The sequence below is a fragment of the Ideonella livida genome (genome assembly GCF_010499455.1).
GTDB lineage: Bacteria > Pseudomonadota > Gammaproteobacteria > Burkholderiales > Burkholderiaceae_C > Ideonella > Ideonella livida.
The window spans coordinates 214,297-235,397 of record NZ_JAAGOH010000003.1; the positions used below are offsets into that span (position 1 = coordinate 214,297).

A 21,101-nucleotide genomic window follows, 5' to 3' on the forward strand; every position below is an offset into this window, starting at 1 on the left:
GGCCCAGGTGCACTCAACTGATCAGAGCAACCCTCACCGCCGCCTTCGGCGCATGCCCGTGGTTGAGGGGGCCGTGGCCGTGGCCCACTTTCAGGTCGGCGCCGGCCAGCAAGGCCTCGCGCACGTAGGCGCGGGCAGCCACCACGGCGGGTTCCAGCGCCAGGCCCAGGGCCAGGTGGCAGGCAATGGCGCTGGAGAGGGTGCAGCCGGTGCCGTGGGTGTTGCGGCTGGGGATGCGTTCGTCGTGCCAGCGGTGCAGGGCGGGCTCGTGGGCATTGGCCGCCGTGTCCAGCAAGAGCACGTCACTCACCTGGGCACCGGGCAGGTGGCCCCCCTTGACCAGCACGGCGCGTGCGCCCAGGGCGTGCAGGGCCTGGGCGGCGGGGGCCAGGTCGTCCACGGCGGCAATGGGGCGGCCCAGCAGCCAGGCGGCCTCGTCCAGGTTGGGGGTGATCACGCTGGCCAGCGGGAACAGCTCGCGCACCAGCACGGCCACGGTCTCTTCAGCGATGAGCTTGTCGCCGCTGGCAGCCACCATCACCGGGTCCAGTACCACATGGGCAAAGCGGTGGCGGCGGATGGCCTGGGCCACCACCTGCACCACGGCGGGGTCGTGCAGCATGCCGATCTTGACGGCGTCCACGCCGATGTCCTCCACCACCGCGTCGATCTGCTGGGCCAGCAGCTCGGGCGGCAGGGCCTGGATGGCGCGCACGCCCTGGGTGTTTTGCGCCGTGATGGCGGTGATGGCGCTCATGCCGTAGCAGCCCAGGGCGGCCATGGTTTTCAAGTCGGCCTGGATGCCGGCACCGCCACCGCTGTCAGAGCCGGCGATGGTGAGCACGCGGACATAACGCGCCGTGGGGACCGCGGCAGCGGGCGTTGACGGATCGGCAGGGCGGAGGATGTCGCTCATGGGGCAATTGAGATGGCGCGGTAAGACAAGGGAGAGGCGGCCAGGGCGGTGCCGGGCGTGGACCAGGGCCCACAGACGGGGTTCAGGGCCGCGCGGCGGGCATTGTCGCCGTCTGGGGCAAGGCCCCGCTGCGGGTGCAGGGCCCCTGGCCACGGGCCTTGCCGCGGAAATCGCTCTGCCACAGCCCCTGGGCGAGGTCCAGGGCAATGCGTTCGTTGTCCAACGCGGTGAACACCTGCTCCCCTTCCACCTGGAAGCTGTGCACCGCCAGGCCGTCAATGCGCAGGGCCAGAAGGCGCTGACCGTCGTGGTCCAGGGCCACCTGGCGCGGCCAGCGGCTGCGCGCGGGCAGGTAGAACGGCTCGCAGTCCCAGACCACCGTGGCCACACCGGGGGCAGGCACCCCCTGGGCCGGGCCGTTGCCTGCCGGCAAAGCCAGCGCCGCGCCCACCCATGAAGCGATCACCACCAGGACGGCCAGCCGGTGCAGCAACGGGCCAGAATGCAAAGTTTTCATACAAGAGGGGCAGGAAGATGACCGCAGGACAAAGGCGCACCTGGCACCGGGCGGGGCGGAGTGCGGGCGTGCTGGGAGCGGGCGCGTTGGTGGCGGGCCTGCTGGGCTGGGCCAGCCTGGTGGCCCCGGCCTGGGCCGGACATGCCGAGGGTCTGGAGGCCCTGGCCCGGCGGGATGCCGTCCGTGCCCGGGCGGAGTTTGAGGCCGCGCCACAGGATCCCAAGGCGCAGTATGAACTGGCAAGGCTGTGGCAGGAGGGCCAGGGCGGTGCCAAGGACGAGGCCCGGGCCACGCAGCTGCTGCGCAGCGCCTCCGACCGAGGGCACCTGGACGCCCGGCTGGCCCTGGCCTACAGCGCCGGCAATGGCCGGGGCATGTCCAAGGACGGAGACGAGGCCATGCGCCTGCTGCGCAGCCTGGAGGCCGCCGGCCACACCCAGGGCACCCTGGTGCTGGGCCGCGCGCTGCGCTGGGGCTGGTGGGGCGTGCCGCGTGACGAGGTGGCGGGCGTGACCCTCTTCAAGCGCCTGATGACGGAACAGGACCACGACGACGCCCGGCTGTACTACGCTATGGCCTTGCAGAGCGGCGTGGGGGCCGCCAAGGACGAAGCCGGCGCCGCGGCCCTCTACAAACACGGCGCTGAACGCCAGCACCTGGGCTCGATGGTGGCTTATGCCCGCGCGCTGACCTATGGCCATGGGGTGACGGCGGATGAGGCGGCCGGCCTGGACTGGTACCGCCGGGCAGCGGAGCGGCACGACCCCGAGGCCCAGCTGGCGGTGGGCCTGGCCCACCTCTGGGGGCGGGGGGTGGGCCGGGATGAGAAGACCGCCGCGCGCTGGATCGACGCCTCGGCGCGCCAGGGCTGGGCCTTCGCCCAGGAGCAGCTGGCCGACCTGTTCCGCCGTGGTGCCGGCGTGCCGCGCAGCCCGACCGAAGCCTACTTTTGGTATTCGGTGGCGGCGCGGGACCGTTTCAGTCCTCTGGTGGTCGAGCGTGCGCAGCAGCAGCGCGTGACCCTCTCGCGCGAGCTCAACGACGGCCAGCTCAGCCGCGTGCAGGCGCGCGCCGAGGCCTTCCAGCCCACCGTGCCGTTCAAGGTGCTGGCCGAGGCCCCCGCCCCGCTGAGCCGCAACGACCGGCTGCAGATGGGGGGGGTGGAGCTGCGCGTGCCGGCGCCGCGAGGTTATGTCAACAGTTGGGCGGTGCTGGAATGGATGCAGGGCATCAACCCCAACGAGCCCGCCGTGCGTGCCGTGCTGATGTCGCTGACCTCTCAGGAGGACCACGACCGCGCCCGTCTGGGCATGCCGGGCCGCCTGCGCAACATCGAGATCAGCCGCCACCAGCAGGACGACGCGGTGGCCGTCACGCCGGCCCTGTTCAAGTCCCTGCAGGAGCAGACCCGCCGGGCGATGGAAGGCGCCGTGCAGGAGGGGCGCTACAAAGTGGAGGGGGAGCTGGAACAGGACGAGGCGCGCCTGGTGATGGTGCGCTCCAGCCCCGACGGCACCCAGCTGGACGCGGTGGCGCTGCTGCGGGTCAAGGAACGGGTGTTGCAGCTGGTGTTCACCGGCTTTGCGCCAGGGCAGATGGCCGAGCTGCACGACCTGATCAAGCAGACCCTGGGCGGCGCCCTCTCGGCCAACCGCAGCGGCGGTTTCTGGCCCTTCTGAGCCGCGCCGCGCCATGCCGCACAGGTGACAGGCTTTGCCCCGCTCAAGGCTAGGATGCGACCATGACCACCGCTGCCCACCTCGTCGCCCTTCTTGTGGGCCTGCTCCATGTGTACATCCTGGTGCTGGAGATGTTTCTCTGGGACACACCCAAGGGCCGCAAGGCTTTTGGCATGACCGCGGAACAGTCCGCCGCCACCAAGGTCCTGGCGGCCAACCAGGGGCTCTACAACGGCTTCCTGGCCGCGGGCCTGTTCTGGGGCCTGTGGCTGGGCGCCGCCGGCACCGGGGTGCTGGTGTTCTTCCTGGGCTGCGTGGCGGTGGCCGGGCTCTATGGGGCGGCCACCGCCGCCCGCAAGATCCTGTTCATCCAGACCGTACCGGCCACCCTGGGCCTGGTGCTGCTGGCCCTGGCCTGAAACGGGGCCGCTGAACGCACAGGCATTGCAAGCGGTGCGGGCGGGCCGCGGCCGCCGCCTCAGCGCCCGGGCGCGGCCCCCGCCGGCGCGTCCAGCCAGCGCAGCAGGCACAGGTAAAACCCCAGCGGCTCCACCGGTTTGGCAATGAAGTCCTCCATGCCGGCGTCCAGGCAGGCTTGGCGGTCCTCGCCAAAGGCATTGGCGGTCATGGCGATGATGGGTCGCTGCGGCCAGTCGGGCTGCGACCGCAGCTGACGGGTGCTGGTCAAGCCGTCCTGCCGCGGCATCTGCATGTCCATCAGCACCAGGGCGTAGTCGTGGCGGCGTGCCATGGCCACGGCCTGCAGGCCGTCCTCGGCCAGATCCACCGTCAGCCCTGCCAGTTCCAGCAGGGCGCGGGCCACCTCGGCACTCACCGGGTTGTCCTCGGCCAGCAGCAGGCGCTGGCCGGCGTGGCGTTGGCGCAGCCGCTCGCGCGCGGCCTGCAGGTCGTCCGGCCCAGGCGCCGGCGCGGCCGGCACCGGCGCGGCGGCCTCCACCTCGGCGGTGAACCAGAAGCAGCTGCCCTGGCCCGGGCGGCTGCGCACGCCGGCCGCGCCCCCCATGCACTCGGCCAACCGTCGGGTGATGGCCAGCCCCAGACCCGTGCCGCCATACTGCCGCGTGGTGCTGGCGTCGGCCTGGGTGAACTCGCCAAACAGTGCCTCGGCGGCCTGCGGGTCGATGCCAATGCCGCTGTCCTCCACCTCAAAGCGCAGGCGCAGGCGGCCCTCGGGCAGGGTCGCCTCCACCCCGCCACGCAGGTCGATGTGGCCGCTGGCGGTGAACTTCAGTGCATTGCCGGCCAGGTTGAGCAGGCACTGGCGCAGGCGGGTGGGGTCGCCACGCAGGCGGGCGGGCAGGCCTGAGCCCTCCACCCGCAAGGCCAGCCCCTTGGCCCGGGCCGACTCGGCCAGCAGGTCGGCCACCCGGTCCAGCAGGTCCTCGCGCCCGAAGTCCACACATTCCAGGGGGAGCTTGCCGCCCTCCACCCGGGCCAGGTCCAGCACATCGTTGATCACGCCCAGCAAGTGCTGGGCAGCGCCCTCAATCTTGTTGAGCCGGTCGGCGGCCTGGCCCGGCCCCACCTCTTCGCGCAGCAGGTGGGTCATGCCCAGGATGGCGTTGAGCGGGGTGCGGATCTCATGGCTCATGTTGGCCAGGAAGCGGCTCTTGGCACGGCTGGCGGCCTCGGCGGCCTCGGCGGCCGCCTGCAGGCTGCGGGTGCGGGCCTCCACCAGCGCTTCCAGGCGGTCACGCTCGGCGCCCAGGGCCGCGCGCAGCCGCTCGCGCTCAAGCTGGTTGCGGATGCGCTGGCGGGCGATGTCCAGCTGTATGGGCTTGGTGATGAAGTCCACCGCCCCCAGGGCCAAGCCTTCCTGCTCGGCCTGCGCATCGGCCAGCCCGGTCAGGAAGATGACGGGCACCTCGCACAACAGCGGGTCGGCGCGCAGCGCCCTGCAAGTGGCAAAGCCGTCCATGCCCGGCATCATGATGTCCAGCAGGATCAGGGCGGGGGGCGACTGGGTGGCCAGCCGCAGGCATTCCGGCCCCGAGGTGGCAATGCTCAGGTCGAACTCGCCGGCCAGGGCGCGGCCCAGGGTGTGGAGGTTCTCGGGCACGTCATCGACGATGAGCACCGTCTGCGGTGTGGGGACATTCATGGGGGCGGGCTCACGGCATCGGCGGCCCCGGCCTCACGGTCCAGCCGTGCGGCCAGGTCGGCCAGGGGTTGCAGGGCATCCTCGTAGCGCATGCGGTCCAGGGCCTGGCGCGCCTGCTCCAGTGGCGCGGCCCAGGGGCCGCCTTGACCCTGGCGGACCAGCTGCTCCAGCGCCTCGACGGCTGCGTATTTGCGCTGGGCCAGCAGCGCCTGCACACCGGGCAGGGCCAGGCGCAGCGCGGCGGCCTGCAGCGGGTCGGGCGGCCGGGCGGAAGGCCCGCCGTCGGCCGACGGACCGCTGGCCGCCGCGGCCGCACCGGGGTCCGGGGTGGCGGTCCATCGCGCCAGGACCTCATGCAGGCGCTCCAGCGGCAGCGGTGGGCTGAGCACCTCGGCAAAACCGGCCTGCAAGACCGCGTGGCGGGTGGCGGGCAGCGCATCGGCCACCAAGGCCAGCACCGGCGGGGCGCCGGGGGCCTGCAGCGCCGGGGGCAGCTGCCCTACCGTGCCGGACAACGCCCACAGCACCACGGCCGGCGCGGCAGCCGCAGGGCCGAGGCCTGACCCTGACCCGTCGGCGCAGACCAGCGCCGCGGCGGGCACCGCCCGCGGGCTCAGGCCCAGGGCAGTCAGGCTGGCCAGCAGCAGTTCGCGGGCAGGCCCTTCGTCCTGGGCCACCAGCACCTCCCCGCGCAACGGGGGCAATGCCGGGGCCGCCAATGCCGGCCGCTGGGCGGGCAGGGGCTGGTCGGCCGGCGCGCAGCGGGCGGTGAACCAGAAGCGGGCGCCCTGCCCGGGGCGGCTCTCCACCCCGGCCTCGCCTTGCATGGCGCGGGCCAGCCCGCGCACGATGGCCAGGCCCAGTCCGGTGCCGCCGTGTGGGCGGGTCATGGGATCATCCACCTGCGAGAAGGGCAGGAACAGCCGCGCCTGGGACTGCGCCGCGATGCCCGGCCCGGTGTCGCGCACGCTGAATTCCAGGCAGCCGTCGCCGCCCAGGGTGCCGGTGGCTCGGGCCGACAGTGTCACTTGGCCGCGGGTCGTGAACTTCAGGGCGTTGGACACCAGGTTGGCCAACATCTGGCGCAGCTTGCCAGCATCGCCCTGGCAGGCGGGCTCGTCACCCGGTCCGGCCCAGTGCCAGGACAGGGCCAGGCCCTTCTGCTGTGCCAGGGGCCGGAACAGGGCCGCCACATCGGCCAGCAGCCAGCCGGGCCGGAAGGGCTCGGTCGCCAGCCCGGGCTGTCCGGCCTCGAGTTTGGAATAGTCCAGCACCTGGTTGACCTGGGCCAGCAGGCCGTGGCCGGCCTCCAGCACCGTACCGGCCCAGCGCACGCGCTGGGCCTCGGACACGTCCGGCCGCATGAGCAGCTGGGCGGTGCCCAGCATGGCGTTCAGGGGGGTGCGCAGCTCATGGCTCATGGTGGCCAGAAAGCGGCTCTTGGCCTGGCTGGCTGCCTGGGCCGCGGCCAACGCGGTCTCCAGCGCCTCGCGGGCCATGCGGGCGGCGGTCACATCGCGCGAGAAGCCGATGACCCGGGTGGGCCGCCCCTGCGGGTCGCGCTCCAGGTAGGCCGAACCTTCCAGCCAGCGCAGGCGGCCATCGGGCAGCACGATGCGGAACACCGGGTCATACACGCCCCGGCCCTCCACCAAGGCCAGGCGACTGGCCTCCACCACGGGCAAGTCTTCCGGGTGGACCAGGGGCCGCCACAGCGGCACCTCCAGCACGGCCGGGGTGGCGGACGGCGCCGGCAGCCCGTAGAGCTCGAACATGCGGGCATCCCAGATCAGGCGCTCGGAAGGCAGCTCACGGATCCACACCCCCAGCTGCGCCGCCTCAGCGGCGTGGGCCAGGCGCTCGCGGTTGGCCTCGGCCTCCCGGCGCGCCTGTTCGGCGGCCTGCTGCTCCTGGCGCTGGCGGCTGATGTCCACCGCCTGCAGCAGCAGGTGGGGCTGCCCGGCCAGCCGGGTGCGACCCAGGTGGAGCACCAGGCTGCGCACGCCGGGGCTGCCTGCAGGGCCGGGCAGGTCCACCGCCTGCTCTCGCGGCAGCCCATCGGCCAAGGTCTGACGAGCCAGGGCCTGCAGGTCAGGCGCAGCCAGCAGGGGCAGATCCGACAAGGTGCCATGGGCCCGCCCCATCTGCTGCAAGCCGGCCTCATTGGCCAGCACCAGCCGGCCCTCACCGTCAAACAGGAGCATGCCGGTGACGGATTCATCAAGCAGCCGGGCGGTGGTGCCCAGCTCAGCGGCCAGGCGTCCGGCCCGCGCCGAGGCCAGCCGGTGCCGGGTGAACTCGCTGGACAACCAACCACACAGCAGCGCGGCCAGCAACGCCACCTGGGCCAGGGTGGTCAGCCCGGCAGGCGCTCCCCCCCGGGGGGGCCCGACCTCCACCCGCAGCTGCAGGCCGGGAGCCCGGCGCACCAGGGCAGCCGCGTCCGGGCGCGCGGCAGGCAGCCGGGCCAGGACCTCCACCTCACCCTGCTCGCGCAGCCAGCCGGCGGGCGGCGCCTCATCGCCCGTGGGCAGCAGCGGTGGGTCCAGGGCCGTGGCGGCTTCGTTCTGCCAGGCCAGCCGGAAGGGCTGCCCCGGCGGCGCCAGCCAGAGGCGCAGCGGCAGGGTTGCGTCGCGCAGCGGGGGCAGTTCGGCCAGGCCTTCGGGCAGGTGCAGGATGGCCAGGGCCAGGCCACGGGTGGTCGGCGCCGTGCCGTCCGCAGGGCCGCTGGGGCTGCCGGAGGCCACCGGCAGGAAGTAGGCGATGGCCTGCCCGCCCTCCACCTTGGGGAACACCGGGCTCCACCCGCCCTGGCCGGTCTGCAGCAGCTGGCGCACCGTGGTGCCGTTGCCCGGGTGCTCGCGCAAGTCCAGGCCGCGTACCGCTGGCGCCAGGGCGCGGGGAGCCCCCAGCGCCAGGCGGCCCTGGGGCGCCCACTGCAGGGACAGGCCCGGCCCCATGGGCCGCAACAGCTCGGCCGACCAGCCGGCAAAGACCTCGGGCGTGGGGTCGGCCCAGGCCAGCAGCGGCGACATGGCGTGCGGCAGCTGCTCCACCAGCAGCAGGTAGGTGGACAAGGACTGCAGGCTGGCCTCCACCGTGGCCTGCTGGACCTGGTGGGCGGCCTGCAGACGGTCGTCGCGCCATTGCCAGCCGGCCAGGCCCGCCAAGAGCAGCACCAGCGTCCCGGTGGCCACGCCCACATGGCGGCTGGTGCTGTCCTGGCGACCCGAAGGGGTGGCGCCCGCCTCTGCCTGCTCCGCCGCCAGCGGTGGCAGGGCCAGGCGCTGCGGCACCGCGGCGGCGGGCGGCGACGGGGCCGGCCAGGCCGCGGCCTGGGCCGTGGCGGGCAGCGAGCGCGCCCAGTGCAGGGTCAGCGCCAGCACCCCGGTGGCCTGCAGCGCTTGCAGGAACCAGGGCTGCAGCGCCTCGGCCGGCAGCACGGCGCCGGTGGTGGCCAGCACCGCCAGCCACAGGCCCAGCATGGTGCGCCAGGCCCTGGCCGGCAGCATGACCGCCAGGGCGTAGGCCAGCAGGCTCAAGAAAGCCAGGGCCACCGCCCCGTTGCGCCAGATGGAGGTGACGATGGTGAACAGCAGGACCATCAAGGCCAGGCGCAGCGTGGTCTCTCCCGGCCAGCGCCGCAGGGCCAGCAAGACCGCGGCACCCAGCGGAAAGAACATCAGGCTCAAGGGCGCCACCGGCTGCACAGTGCTGTGGGCCTGCAGCCAGGGGTAGAGCAGGTTGTGCAGGGCCATCATGCCCAGCACAAAGCCCCCCAGCCCGGAGGTCAGCGCCAGCCGGTGGTCGCCGGCGGGGTCGCGGGCATGCAGCGACCACTGGTGCGCCCAGCCCATCAGCAGCAGCAGGAACATGCCGGCGCCGCGGTACATCAGGTGCGCCTCGGGCAGACCGGCGGAGGTGCCGGGCCCGGTGGCGCGCAGCGTGAGCACGGTCAACGCCAGGAGGAACACCGGCACCGCCAGACCCAGCACCCACTGCGGGCGCCGGGGCGGCGGCCCCCAGTGGAGCGGCCACCCCCCCCAGGGCCGGCCTGCGGGCGCGCCCGGGTCGACGCCGTGGCCCAGCACATGCCAAGTCAGGGCCAGCACCGCCGCCAGCGGCACCAGCTGGCGCCAGGGCCGCAGCCCGCCCAGGCTGGCCACCACCAGCAGCAGCAGCGCCGCCACCCCGGCCAGGGCCAGCAGCGGCCGGCGCAGCTCGGCCAGGCGCTGGCGTCCGCGCCAGGGCAGGCCCAGGGCCGCCACCAGCGGCAGCAGCACCAGCAGGCCCATGCCCACCGGCAAGGTAGCCATGACCGAGCCGCGGGGGTAGACCACCGCCCGCAACAGGACCGACGCCAGGCTGAAGGCGATGATGGCCACCATGCTCTGCCCCAGCAGCGCGGCGCGCCCCGCCTCGCCGTTGGGGCTGGGCGTGGCGGGGGCCGCGGGCGGCAGGGGGGCGGACGTAGGGTCGGTCATCACGGGCAGGGGGCGCCTGCCCCATGTTGCGACAGAACGGGCCCGCCGGCCAGTGCCCCGCGGTTTCTCAGGGCATCACCAGCAGCGCCCGGAAGTCGTTGACATTGGTCATCGTCGGCCCGGTCACCAGGGCGTCACCCAGGGCGCCAAAGAAGCCGTGGCCGTCGTGGCGGTCTAGGCTCTGGCGCGGCGGCCGGCCCAGCGCCCAGGCACGGGTCAGGGTGTCGGGGGTGAGGAAGGCACCGGCCACCTCCTCCACCCCGTCCACGCCATCGGTGTCGGCCATCAGGCCCCACACGCCGGGCTGGCCGTCCAGCGCCAGGGCGGCGGCCAGCAGGCACTCCACATTGCGCCCGCCGCGGCCCCAGTCGGGCGCGCTGCCGTCGGCGGGTGGGCGGAAGGTGACGGTGGTCTCGCCCCCGGAGAGCAGCACACAGGGCCCTGTCAGGGGCTGGCCGCGGGTGGCCGCCTGGCGGGCGATGGCGGCCAGCACCTGGCCCACGTCGCGGGCCTCGCCCTCCAGGCTGTCGCCGAGGATCACCGGGGTCACGCCGGCGGCACGGGCCACCTCGGCCGCCGCCTCCAGCGCCTGCTGAGGCGTGGCGATCAGGCGCACGGCGTGCCCGGCCAGGCGGGGGTCGCCGGGTGGCACCGATTCGGCTTCGGGCCGGTCCAGCAGCGCGGCAACGGCCGGCGGCAGCGTGGCCAGCAGGCCGTAGCGGGCCAGGATGGCGCGGGCATCGGCGGTGGTGCTGGCGTCGCCCACCGTGGGTCCGGAGGCGATGTCCACCGGCCGGTCACCCGGCACATCCGACACCACCAGCGTCAGCACCCGAGCCGGGGCGCAGGCCGCCGCCAGCCGGCCGCCCTTGATGGCCGAGAGGTGGCGGCGCACGCAGTTCATTTCGCTGATGGTGGCGCCGCTGGCCAGCAAGGCGCGGTTGACGGCCTGCTTGTCGGCCAGGGTAAGGCCCGGGCCCGGCGCCACCAGCAACGAAGAACCGCCGCCGGAGATGAGCGCGATCACCAGGTCATCGGCCGACAGGCCGGCCACCGTGGCCTGCAGGGCCTGGGCAGCGGCCAGGCTGGCGTCATCGGGCACCGGATGGGCGGCTTCAATGATGCGCAAGTGCCGGCACGGCACGGCATAACCGTAGCGCGTGACCACCGTGCCACTGAGCCGGCCACTGGCGGCGTAGGCCGGACCCCAGGCGGCGTCCAGCGCCTCTTCCAGCGCCTGGGCCATGGCGGCGGATCCCTTGCCGGCCCCGATGACCACGGTGCGGCCGACCGGCGGCTGGGCCGGCAGGTGCGGGGCGATGCAGCGGCGGGGCTGCACCCGGGCCACGGCGGCTTGGAACATGTCGCGCAGCAGGGCGCGGGGGTCCAGGGTGGAGGTGGCAGGCGGGGTGGGCAGGCTCATGCAGAAGGGGCCGGGACGCGGCGGTGTCTGTGGATGGAGGGGGGCGAAAACAGACCAAATGCCCGGTGCAACGTACGTGTCGGACAGGGTGTAGCTTATATTGTTGTCATACAGCTTTGAAACCCCGCTTGCCGTGAACGCCCCCGCCGACGCCGATTTCCCCCTGTCTGCCCTGCCGGCCGTGAAGCTGGGCGCACGACTGTCCGAGCAACTGGCCGACGCGCTGGCCGGCGGTATCCGCGAAGGACAACTTCAGCCCGGCCAGCGCCTGCCCACCGAGGCCGCGCTGGTGGAGCGTTTTGGCGTGAGCCGCACCGTGGTGCGCGAGGCCCTCTCACGGCTCAAGACCCTGGGCCTGATCGAGTCCCGCCAGGGCTCGGGCGCCTATGTGCGCCGCCCGCCGGAGGCGGCCACCGCGCAGCCCCTGCTGTTGGCGCCGGATGGCTCGGTGGAGGCGGTGCTGCAGATGGTGGAGGTGCGCCGCGCGCTGGAGGCTGAAGCCGCCGCGCTGGCCGCCGCGCGGGTGACGCCGGCCACCTTGGCGCCCATTCAGGCGGCGCTGCAGACCTTGGAAGCGGCGGTGGCCGCAGGCAGTGAGGGCGTGGAGGAAGACATGGCCTTTCACGCTGCCATCGCCCAAGCGGCGGGCAATCCCTTTTTGTTGGCCACCCTCGCCCACCTGGGCCAATTCCTCACCGGCGCCATGCGCGTGACCCGGGCCAACGAGGCCACGCAGGACCGCATGCAGCAGGAAGTGCGCGCCGAGCACGCCGCCATCGTGCGGGCCATTGCCGAGGGTGACGTGGTGGCCGCGCGTTTTGCCGGCGCCCAGCACATGGTCAACGCCGCCCAGCGCATGGGCCAGGCCGATCCCGCCTTCTGGGCGGCGCGCGGCCGGCAATTGGCCGAACGCCTGCGGGCCGAACTGGGCGAACGGACGACGCGCTGACGCGGCCCCGGCCGGCCTCGCGCCGGGCGGCGGCCACGGTGGCGGTTACATGGGGTTTCCACGAATGCTGAGGTGTGCGGTTTGTCCGGCAAAATTTGTATGACAACCTGACAGCCGGACAAGAACCCGGTTGTTCTTTCACCACCGCCTGGAGACCTGCATGACCGCCATTCGCCCCCGTCGCCCCCTGTCCCTGCTGGCTGCAGCCTGCGCCGCCCTGCCCTTGTTGGCCGCCCTGCCCGCCCAGGCCCAGACGGTGCTGAAGATGGGCCATGTGCTGGCCAAGGGTTCGCATTACGACGTGGGCGCCAACACCTTCTGTGAGGAGCTGGACAAGGGCACGCAAGGTCGCATCAAGTGCCAGATCTTTGCGGCCGGCGCCTTGGGCGGCGAGCGTGAGATGGTGGAGGCGGTGCAACTGGGCACGCAGGACGCGGTGATCACCTCCACCGGCCCGGTGGGCAATTTCGTGCCCGAGATCAAGGTGCTGGACATCCCCTTCCTGTTCCGCGATTACGCCCACGCCCGCGCCGTGCTGGACGGCAAGATCGGCCAGGACCTGCTGGGCAAGTTCCCGGGCAAGGGGCTGGTGGCACTGGCCTGGAGCGAGAACGGTTTCCGCCACATGACCAACAACAAGCGGCCCATCGTCACGGCCGCCGACGCCACCGGCCTGAAGCTGCGCACCATGGAGAACAAGGTGCACATGGCCGGCTACAAGACCTTCGGCATCCTGCCCACGCCGATGTCGATGACCGAGGTGTTCACCGCCCTGCAGCAGGGCACGGTGGACGGGCAGGAGAACCCGGTGGGCGTGATCCTGGCGTCCAAGTTCTCCCAAGTGCAGAAGCACCTGTCGCTGACCGGCCACGTCTATTCGCCGGCGTTGATCATGGTGTCGCCCGGCGTGTGGGGCAAGCTGAGCGAGGCGGACAAGAAGGTGTTCCAGGCCGCCGCCGCCAAGAGCGTGGCCGCCAGCCGCAAGAAGGTGAACGACGACGAGGCCAACGGCCTGGCCCAGCTGAAGAAGGATGGCATGCAGATCGTCGAGCAGGTCGACGGCGCCAGCTTCCGCAAGGCCATTGCGCCGGCCTATGCCGAGTTCGCCAAGGAATTCGGCGCCGACAAGATCGCCGCCATCCAGGCCGTGCGCTGATCTGAAGGACGCCCGCCATGCGATCTCTCCTTCTGGCCCTGGACCGCCGGGCCATCGCCCTGGCCTCGGGCGCCGCCTGCGCCCTGCTGGTGCTCATCAGTGCCCTGGGCCTGTGGCAGGTGGCCGCGCGCTTTGTCTTCTCCCAGCCCTCCAGCTGGACGGAAGAAGCCATGCGCCGGCTGCTGATCTGGTGCGTGATGCTGGGCACCGCGGTGGCCTTCCGCCGTGGGGCGCTGGTGTCGGTGGACCTGGCGCTGCGCACCGCCACCGGGTGGTGGCGCGGGGTGCTGCGCCACCTCATCACCGGCACGGCGCTGGCCTATCTGGCGGTGCTGCTCTGGTACGGGGCTGACCTGACCTGGCGCGTGCGCTTCCAGAGCTTTGCCTCGATGGAGCTGTCCATGGCCTGGGCCTATGCCGCGCTGCCGGTGGGCGCCCTGCTGTGCATGGTGGGGGTGCTGGGCCACCACCTGGACCCGGTCCATGAAGAACTCGAAAACGCTCAATAAAGCGCGGAGCCCCCTGCCATGTCCCTCACCCTGCTTGTGACCATGATGCTGGGCTTCGCGCTCAGCATCTCCATCGCCGTGTCCATCGGCGGCTCGGCCATGCTGGGCATCGCGGTCTTCGACCCCGAACGCCTGGTGCTGGCCCCCAAGGAGATGTTCACCGCCATCGACAAATTCCCGCTGGCGGCCATCCCCTTCTTCATCCTGGCTGGCAACCTGATGGAGACCGGCGGCATCAGCCGGCGCCTGGTGGACTTTGCCAAGAGCCTGGTGGGCGGCGTGCAGGGCGGCCTGCCCATGAGCTGCGTGCTCACCTGCATGATCTTTGCGGCCGTGTCCGGCTCCTCGGTGGCCACCACCTTCGCCATCGGCTCGGTGCTGATCCCGGCGCTCATCAAGCACGGCTACCCCACGCCCTACGCGGCGGCGCTGCAGGCCACCTCGGCCGAGCTGGGGGTGATCATTCCGCCGTCCATCCCGATGATCCTGTTCGGCGTGTCGGCCGAAGTCTCCATCGGCGAGCTGTTCATCGCCGGCTTCGGCCCGGGCCTGCTGATTGGTGGCGTGCTGATGCTGTTCGTGCACCTCTACTGCCGCTACAAGGGCTGGGGCCAGCACGATGGCGACGGCCGCCTGAGCGTGGGCACCGCCAGCCGCAACGCGGCCTGGGCGCTGCTGATGCCGGTCATCATCCTGGGCGGCATCTACGGCGGCATCTTCACGCCCACCGAGGCCTCGGTGGTGGCGGTGGCCTACGCGCTCATCGTCGGCCTGGTCATCCACCGTGAGCTGACGCTCCAGGACGTGCTGCCGGTGCTGCGCAAATCGGTCATCTCCAGCGCGGTGATCATGTTCATCATCGCCAACGCCGGGCTGTTCGCCTTCCTCATCACCCGGGCCGGCGTGCCTGAGGCGATTGGTGAATGGCTGGTGAGCGTGCTGCAGTCGCCGCTGTGGTTCCTGCTGGGCGTGAACGCCGCGCTGTTTGTCATCGGCATGTTCATCGAGACCTCGGCCGCCATCATCGTGCTGGCGCCCATCTTGGTGCCAGTGGCCCGCCACTTCGGCGTGGACCCAGTGCACTTCGGCACGATCATGGTGGTGAATTTGGCGCTGGGCATGATCACCCCGCCCTTTGGCGTCAACCTGTTCGCCGCCTGCACCGTGGCCAAGATCTCGCTGGACCGCATCGTGCGCCACCTGCTGCCCTTCGTGCTGGTGGTGCTGGGCTGCCTGATGCTCATCACCTACATCCCCGGCATCAGCCTGGGCCTGCGCGACCTGGTGTTCCCGCCGGCCGTGGTCGCCCCCATCGGGCCCCAGTGACCCCCGGCTCCGCCCTCTTCCCCCTTTCTGGAGACCTCCCGATGAACGCCCCTGCGTCGTCTTCCCCCCTGCCCGCCGTGGGCCTCATCGGCCTGGGCGCCATGGGCCGCGGCATGGCCGCCTCGCTGCGCCGCGCCGGCCATCCCGTCTTCGTGCACGACGTGCGCCCTGAGGCCGTGAGCGCCTTCGTGGCCGAAGGCGGCACCGGCTGCGCCAGCCCGGCCGCGCTGGCCGCGCAGGTGGACATCGTCGTCAGCGTGGTGGTCAACGCCGCGCAAACCGAGGCCCTGCTGTTTGGCGAGCACGGCGCCGCCGCCGCCCTGCGCCCGGGCAGCCTGTTCGTGATGTGCTCCACCGTGGACCCGAACTGGTCCATCGCGCTGGAGGCGCGCCTGGCCGCGCTGGGCGTGCTGTACCTGGACGCGCCCATCTCCGGCGGCGCCGCCAAGGCCGCCAGCGGCCAGATGACGATGATGACCGCCGGCACCCCGGCCGCCTACGCCAAGGCCGGCGGCACGCTGGACGCCATGGCCGCCAAGGTCTACCGCCTGGGTGAGCAGGCCGGCAACGGCAGCAAGGTCAAGATCATCAACCAGCTGCTGGCCGGGGTGCACATCGCCGCCGCCGCCGAGGCGATGGCCCTGGGCCTGCGCGAAGGGGTGGACGCCGCCGCGCTGTACGAGGTGATCACGAACAGCGCCGGCAACAGCTGGATGTTCGAGAACCGCATGGCCCATGTGCTGGCGGCGGACTACACGCCGCTGTCGGCCGTGGACATCTTTGTGAAGGACCTGGGCCTGGTGCTGGACACCGCCCGCGCCACCAAGTTCCCGCTGCCCCTGTCGGCCACCGCGCACCAGATGTTCATGCAGGCCAGCACCGCCGGCTTCGGCCGCGAGGACGACTCGGCGGTCATCAAGATCTTCCCGGGCATCACCCTGCCCGGGGCCTCTGAATCCTCTGCCGGCTGATCTCTTCGAGGTTCCACCCATGCGCATCCTCGTCACCGGCGCGGCCGGCTTCCTGGGCACCCGCCTGGCCCGCACCCTGCTGGCCGGCGGCCCCATCTCGCTGGCTGGCGCCCCGGCCCAGGCGATCACCGCCCTGCGCCTGACCGACCTGTTCGCCCCCCCAGCCGATCTGGCCGCCGACCCGCGGGTGCAGGCCGTCACCGGCGACCTGGGCACCCTGCTGGCCGAGGGCCGGCTGCGGCTGGACGATGTGGACGCGGTGGTGCACCTGGCCTCCGCCGTGAGCGCCGACTGCGAGGCCGACCTGGACCTGGGCCTGCGCAGCAACCTGGCCGGCAGCCTGGCGCTGCTGCAGGCCGCTCGCCAGGGGGGCATCGCCAGTGGCCGCCCGCCGGTGTTCGTCTTCGCCAGCTCGGTGGCCGTGTTCGGCGCCGCGCCGGGCCACGCCTTGCCCGCCCTGATCGAAGACGAGCACCTGCCCACGCCGCAGGGCAGCTACGGCATCCAGAAGTTCATGGTCGAGCAGCTGGTGGCCGACTTCTCGCGCCGCGGCCTGGTGCAGGGCCGCACCGTGCGGCTGATGACCGTGGCGGTGCGCCCGGGCCGGCCCAATGGCGCGGCCTCCAGCTTTGTCAGCGGCATGCTGCGCGAACCCCTGGCCGGCCAGCGCTGCACCGTGCCCGTGGCGCCCGAGACCGCCGTGGCCCTGGCCTCGCCCGGCCGCACCGTGGCCGGCCTGCTGGCCGCGCTGAGCACGCCCGCGGCCACCTGGGGCCCGCCCACCGCCGTGAACCTGCCGGCCCTGACCACCACCGTGGGCGAGATGGCCCGCACCCTGGCCGCGCTGGCCGGCCCCGAGGCCGCCGCCCGGCTGGACTGGGTGCCCGACGCCCGCATCACCGCCATCGTCGGCGGCTGGCCGGCGCGCATTGCCGCCACCCGCGCCGCCGGTCTGGGCCTGCAGCCCGACGCCAGCGTGGCCGAGCTGCTGCGCGCCTACGCCGCCGACCACCCCGAGGCGCTGGCCCAGCCGCTGCGCGCCTGAGCGCCTGATCCCGACCCAAGGAATCCAACCCCATGACCCGCCCCCTGCTCGGCTGCATCGCCGACGACTTCACCGGCGCCACCGATCTGGCCAACAACCTGGTGCGCGCCGGCATGCGCACTGTGCAGACCATCGGCGTGCCCGCCGGCCCGCTGGACGCCAGCGCCGATGCGGTGGTGGTGGCGCTCAAGTCGCGCACCGTGCCGGCGGCCCAAGCCGTGGCCCAGTCCCTGGACGCGCTGCGCTGGCTGCAGGCGCAGGGCGTGCAGCAGGTCTACTTCAAGGTCTGCTCCACGTTTGACTCCACGCCCGCCGGCAACATCGGCCCCGTCACCGAGGCGCTGATGGACGCGCTGGACGCACCCTTCACCATCGCCACGCCGGCCTTTCCGGACAACGGCCGCACCGTCTTCAAGGGCCACCTCTTCGTGGGCGACGTGCTGCTGAGCGACAGCGGCATGCGCCACCACCCGCTCACCCCCATGACCGACGCCAACCTGGTGCGGGTGATGCAGGCCCAGTGCCAGCGCCGGGTGGGCCTGATCGACCACCGCACCGTGGCCGCCGGGCAAGCCGCCATCCGCGCCCGCATGGCCGCGCTGCAGGCCGAAGGCGTGGCCATTGCCATCGTCGATGCGGTGAGCAACGACGACCTGCTGCGCCTGGCCCCGGCGCTGAAGGACCTGCCGGTGCTGTGCGCCGGCTCGGGTGTGGCCATCGGCCTGCCGGGCAACTTCGGCCTGAGCCCCTCGGCGCAGACCGCCCGCCTGCCGGCGCCGCAGGGCGCGCAGGCCATCGTCTCGGGCAGCTGCTCGGTGGCCACCAACGGCCAGGTGGCCGACTTCATCGCCCGGGGCGGCGCGGCGCTGGCCATTGACCCCCTGCGCGTGGCGGCTGGTGAGCCGGTGGCCGAAGCCGCCTTGGAATGGGCCCGACCACGCCTGGCCCAAGGCCCGGTGCTGGTGTACTCCACCGCCGCCCCCGAGGCCGTGCAGGCCATCCAGGCCCAGCTGGGCGTGGAGGCGGCCGGCGCCCTGGTGGAGGGCTGCATCGCCCGCATCGCCCGGGGCCTGGTGGATGTCGGCGTGCGCCAGCTGGTGGTGGCCGGGGGCGAGACCTCCGGCGCCTGCGTGCAGGCCCTGGGCATCACCCAGCTGGCCATCGGCGCGCAGATCGACCCCGGCGTGCCCTGGTGCCATGCCCAGCCCACCTGCGCCCCAGAAGGCCTGCACCTGACGCTGAAGTCCGGCAACTTCGGCACGCCGGACTTTTTCACCAAGGCTTTTTCCGCGCTGGCCTTGGCGGTCGCGGCGGCGGAGACCGTCTGACCATGGCGCCCTTCATGGACGAGGCCCTGGCCCGCGAGGAGATCTGCCGCGTCGGCCGCTCGCTGTTCGAGCGCGGCTACGTACACGCCACCGCCGGCAACCTCAGCGTGCGCCTGGCCGACGGCTACCTCATCACCCCCACCGACGCTTGCCTGGGCACGCTGGACCCCGCCCGCCTGGCGCGGCTGGACGCCCACGGCCAGCAGGTGGCCGGCGACCGGGGCAGCAAGACCATCGTCCTGCACCGCCGCATCTACGCCGCCACCGAGGCCGCCGGCACCCCCGCCCGCTGCGTGCTGCACACCCACAGCACGCACCTGGTGGCCGCCTCGCTGCTGCAGTGCGGCGCCGCCAACGGCCCGGCCGACCCCGAAGCCGAGCTGCTGCCCCCGCTCACGCCCTATTTCGTGATGAAGGTGGGCCGGGTGCCGCACATCGCTTACCACCGCCCCGGCGCCCCCGAGGCGGCCGAGGCCGTGGCCGCGGCCATCGCCCGCCACGCTGGCGCCGGCCGTACCCTGCGCGCGGTGATGCTGGCGCGCCTGGGCCCCAACGTCTGGCACGACAGCCCGGCCGCCGCCCTGGCCACGCTGGAGGAGCTGGAGGAGACCGCGCGCCTGTGGCTGCTCACCCGCCCCACGGCCGCAGCCCCCGCCAGGCCTGCCCCTGCCCCCCTGGACGCCGGCGCCCTGGACGCCCTGCAGCAGGCCTTCGGCGCCCGCTGGTGAGGCCCGCCACCCCCAAGATCCCCGGAGAATCGCCCCCATGCCCCGCTTTGCCGCCAACCTGACGATGCTCTACAACGAGCACCCCTTCCTCGACCGCTTCGCCGCCGCCGCCGCCGACGGCTTCGAGGGCGTGGAGTACCTGTTCCCCTACGCCTTCCCCGCCGAGGCCATTGCCGAGCGCCTGAAGGCCCACGGCCTGCAGCAGGTGCTGTTCAACGCCCCGCCCGGGGACTGGGACGCCGGCGAGCGCGGCATCGCCTGCCTGCCCGGCCGCGAGGCCGAGTTCCGCGCCGGCTTCGCCACCGCCCTGGCCTACGCCCAGGTGCTGGACTGCCCGCGCATCCATGTGATGGCGGGCCTGGCCCCGGCCGGCGTGCCGCACGCCACCCTGCTGGCCACCTACGAGGCCAACCTGGCCTGGGCCGCCGGGCAGGCCGCCGCCGCCGGCCGCGACGTGCTGATGGAGCCCATCAACCCGCGCGACATGCCGGGCTACTTCCTCCACCACCAGGCCGAGGCCCACCGCATCGCCCAGGCCATCGGCGCGCCCAACCTGAAGGTGCAGTTCGACCTTTACCACGCGCAGATCGTGGAGGGCGACCTGGCCATGAAGATCCGCCAGTGGCTGCCCACCGGCCGCGTGGGCCACTTCCAGCTCGCCGGCGTGCCGATGCGCCATGAGCCTGACCTGGGCGAGCTGCACTACCCCTACCTGTTCTCGGTCATCGACGAGGTGGCCGCGCAGTGCGGCTGGCAGGGCTGGATCGGCTGCGAGTACCGCCCGGCGCGCGGCGCCGTGGCCGGCGGCACCTCGGCCGGCCTGGGCTGGCTGCGGGCGGCCGGCGTGCCGGCCCGAGGCTGACCCCGCCCGCAAAGGCTCAAGCCCGATCCGGCCAGCCCGCGCCGCGGGTGTTGAAGTGCATGGCGTACACCGAGTGTGAGGCCGCCATGTAGAGGCGGTTGCCCTTGGGGCCGCCCCAGCACAGGTTGGCGCAGCGCTCAGGCAGGCTCAGGTGGGCCAGGGCGCGACCTTCGGGGCTGAAGACGCGCACGCCGTCCAGGTCTTCGCTGCGGGCAGCGGGCAACCAGACCTGGCGGCCGTTGAGGGTGACGGGCGCGTCGGCCAGTTCGCTGCTGGCGCCCCAGCCGCACCACAGGTTGCCCTGCTCGTCTACACGCAGGCCGTCCAGGGCGCCGTGGTCGGTGGCTTGCACCACGCGCACGGCGCCGGCCAGGTCCAGGGTGCGGCCGTCGGCGCTCAACGCATAGCGCCAGATGCTGCGCCAGGGCGAAGGCCGGCACTCCACCACATACAGGTAGCGCTCATCGGGGCTGAAGGCCAGGCCGTTGGGGTTGCCCAGGTCGGTGATGACGGGTGTGACCTCGCCGCTGTCCGGGTCCAGGCGAAAGACCCAGGTGCCGGGCAACTCGGGCGTGGCAGGCTCACCCTCCCACCAGCCTTGGATGCCAAAGAGCGGGTCGGTGAACCAAATGCTGCCGTCGGACTTGACCACGATGTCATTGGGCGCATTGAAGCGCTGGCCCTGCCAACCGGTGGCCAGCACCGTGACCGTGCCGTCATGCTCGGTGCGGGTGATGCGCCGGGTGACGGAGTGCTCGCAGCTCACCAAGCGGCCTTGTCGGTCACGGGTGTGGCCGTTGGCGTGGTTCGAGGGCGAGCGGAAGACCGAAAAGCGGCCATCGGTCTCGTCGAACCGCAGGATCCGGTTGCCCGGGATATCACTCACCAGCAGGTGGCCGGGCCCGCCCTGCTGGCCGGGAAAGTACACCGGCCCCTCGGCCCAGCGCAGGCCGCTGGCCACCTGCTCCAGCGTGCTGCTGTACAGGCGCAGCGGCAGGAAGGCTGGGTCCAGGATCTGCAGCGCCGGGTCGGGGTAGCGGGCGTGGGGCTGGAAAGGAACGTGCATGGGCAGGCGGTAGAGCGGCG

General features: G+C 72.7%; 17 protein-coding genes. 11 read left to right on the forward strand and 6 right to left on the reverse strand.

What is annotated here, in order from left to right:
* Positions 1-13: 13 nt before the first annotated feature.
* Positions 14-916: a bifunctional hydroxymethylpyrimidine kinase/phosphomethylpyrimidine kinase gene (gene thiD / locus G3A44_RS04335; protein ID WP_163456273.1), complete on the reverse strand. Its 903-nt coding sequence runs from the start codon at positions 914-916 to the stop codon at positions 14-16.
* 82 nt (positions 917-998) lie between these two features.
* Positions 999-1,433, reverse strand: coding sequence for a hypothetical protein (locus tag G3A44_RS04340; protein ID WP_163456274.1), 435 nt, complete (start codon positions 1,431-1,433; stop codon positions 999-1,001).
* A 68-nt stretch (positions 1,434-1,501) separates the two neighbouring features.
* Here G3A44_RS04340 and G3A44_RS04345 point away from each other — a divergent pair, with 68 nt between their 5' ends.
* Together G3A44_RS04345 and G3A44_RS04350 are read left to right on the forward strand one after the other, a co-directional pair.
* Positions 1,502-3,112: an SEL1-like repeat protein gene (locus G3A44_RS04345; protein ID WP_163456275.1), complete on the forward strand. Its 1,611-nt coding sequence runs from the start codon at positions 1,502-1,504 to the stop codon at positions 3,110-3,112.
* A gap of 62 nt (positions 3,113-3,174) precedes the next feature.
* Positions 3,175-3,531, forward strand: coding sequence for a DUF1304 domain-containing protein (locus tag G3A44_RS04350; RefSeq protein WP_163456276.1), 357 nt, complete (start codon positions 3,175-3,177; stop codon positions 3,529-3,531).
* A 59-nt stretch (positions 3,532-3,590) separates the two neighbouring features.
* Here the strand turns inward: G3A44_RS04350 and G3A44_RS04355 are convergent, their stop codons facing one another.
* From G3A44_RS04355 to G3A44_RS04365, 3 genes are all read right to left on the reverse strand, one after another.
* Positions 3,591-5,234 (reverse strand): response regulator, encoded by a 1,644-nt coding sequence (locus G3A44_RS04355; protein WP_163456277.1) that lies wholly within the window; start codon positions 5,232-5,234, stop codon positions 3,591-3,593.
* A complete protein-coding gene (locus G3A44_RS04360; RefSeq protein ID WP_163456278.1) occupies positions 5,231-9,718 on the reverse strand; it encodes an ATP-binding protein in 4,488 nt (1,495 codons plus the stop codon). Before G3A44_RS04360 ends, G3A44_RS04355 begins: the two co-directional genes overlap by 4 nt.
* Before the next feature lie 67 nt (positions 9,719-9,785).
* The gene (locus G3A44_RS04365) at positions 9,786-11,141 is read right to left on the reverse strand and encodes a glycerate kinase type-2 family protein (protein WP_163456279.1); all 1,356 of its coding nucleotides are present in this window, start codon (positions 11,139-11,141) and stop codon (positions 9,786-9,788) included.
* A 133-nt stretch (positions 11,142-11,274) separates the two neighbouring features.
* Here G3A44_RS04365 and G3A44_RS04370 point away from each other — a divergent pair, with 133 nt between their 5' ends.
* The 9 genes from G3A44_RS04370 (at position 11,275) to otnI (ending at position 20,015) form a co-directional block, all read left to right on the forward strand.
* Positions 11,275-12,090, forward strand: a complete 816-nt coding sequence (locus G3A44_RS04370; protein WP_310734317.1) for a FadR/GntR family transcriptional regulator — start codon at positions 11,275-11,277, stop codon at positions 12,088-12,090.
* Between the two features lie 160 nt (positions 12,091-12,250).
* Entirely contained in the window at positions 12,251-13,246 is a 996-nt protein-coding gene (locus G3A44_RS04375; protein WP_163456280.1) for a TRAP transporter substrate-binding protein, read from the forward strand.
* Between the two features lie 17 nt (positions 13,247-13,263).
* The gene (locus tag G3A44_RS04380; RefSeq protein ID WP_163456281.1) at positions 13,264-13,755 is read left to right on the forward strand and encodes a TRAP transporter small permease; all 492 of its coding nucleotides are present in this window, start codon (positions 13,264-13,266) and stop codon (positions 13,753-13,755) included.
* 18 nt (positions 13,756-13,773) lie between these two features.
* Complete coding sequence (locus tag G3A44_RS04385; RefSeq protein WP_163456282.1) at positions 13,774-15,081, forward strand: TRAP transporter large permease; 1,308 nt, start codon at positions 13,774-13,776, stop codon at positions 15,079-15,081.
* Between the two features lie 41 nt (positions 15,082-15,122).
* Complete coding sequence (gene ltnD / locus G3A44_RS04390) at positions 15,123-16,052, forward strand: L-threonate dehydrogenase (RefSeq protein WP_163456283.1); 930 nt, start codon at positions 15,123-15,125, stop codon at positions 16,050-16,052.
* Positions 16,053-16,071: 19 nt separating this feature from the next.
* Positions 16,072-17,097 (forward strand): NAD-dependent epimerase/dehydratase family protein, encoded by a 1,026-nt coding sequence (locus G3A44_RS04395; protein ID WP_163456284.1) that lies wholly within the window; start codon positions 16,072-16,074, stop codon positions 17,095-17,097.
* A gap of 32 nt (positions 17,098-17,129) precedes the next feature.
* The gene (gene otnK, locus G3A44_RS04400; RefSeq protein ID WP_163456285.1) at positions 17,130-18,425 is read left to right on the forward strand and encodes a 3-oxo-tetronate kinase; all 1,296 of its coding nucleotides are present in this window, start codon (positions 17,130-17,132) and stop codon (positions 18,423-18,425) included.
* 14 nt (positions 18,426-18,439) lie between these two features.
* Positions 18,440-19,153, forward strand: coding sequence for a class II aldolase/adducin family protein (locus tag G3A44_RS04405; RefSeq protein WP_163456325.1), 714 nt, complete (start codon positions 18,440-18,442; stop codon positions 19,151-19,153).
* A gap of 37 nt (positions 19,154-19,190) precedes the next feature.
* Positions 19,191-20,015, forward strand: a complete 825-nt coding sequence (gene otnI, locus G3A44_RS04410; RefSeq protein ID WP_163456286.1) for a 2-oxo-tetronate isomerase — start codon at positions 19,191-19,193, stop codon at positions 20,013-20,015.
* Positions 20,016-20,031: 16 nt separating this feature from the next.
* Here otnI and G3A44_RS04415 read toward each other — a convergent pair whose 3' ends face one another.
* A complete protein-coding gene (locus tag G3A44_RS04415; RefSeq protein WP_163456287.1) occupies positions 20,032-21,081 on the reverse strand; it encodes an SMP-30/gluconolactonase/LRE family protein in 1,050 nt (349 codons plus the stop codon).
* Between the last annotated feature and the right edge of the window lie 20 nt (positions 21,082-21,101).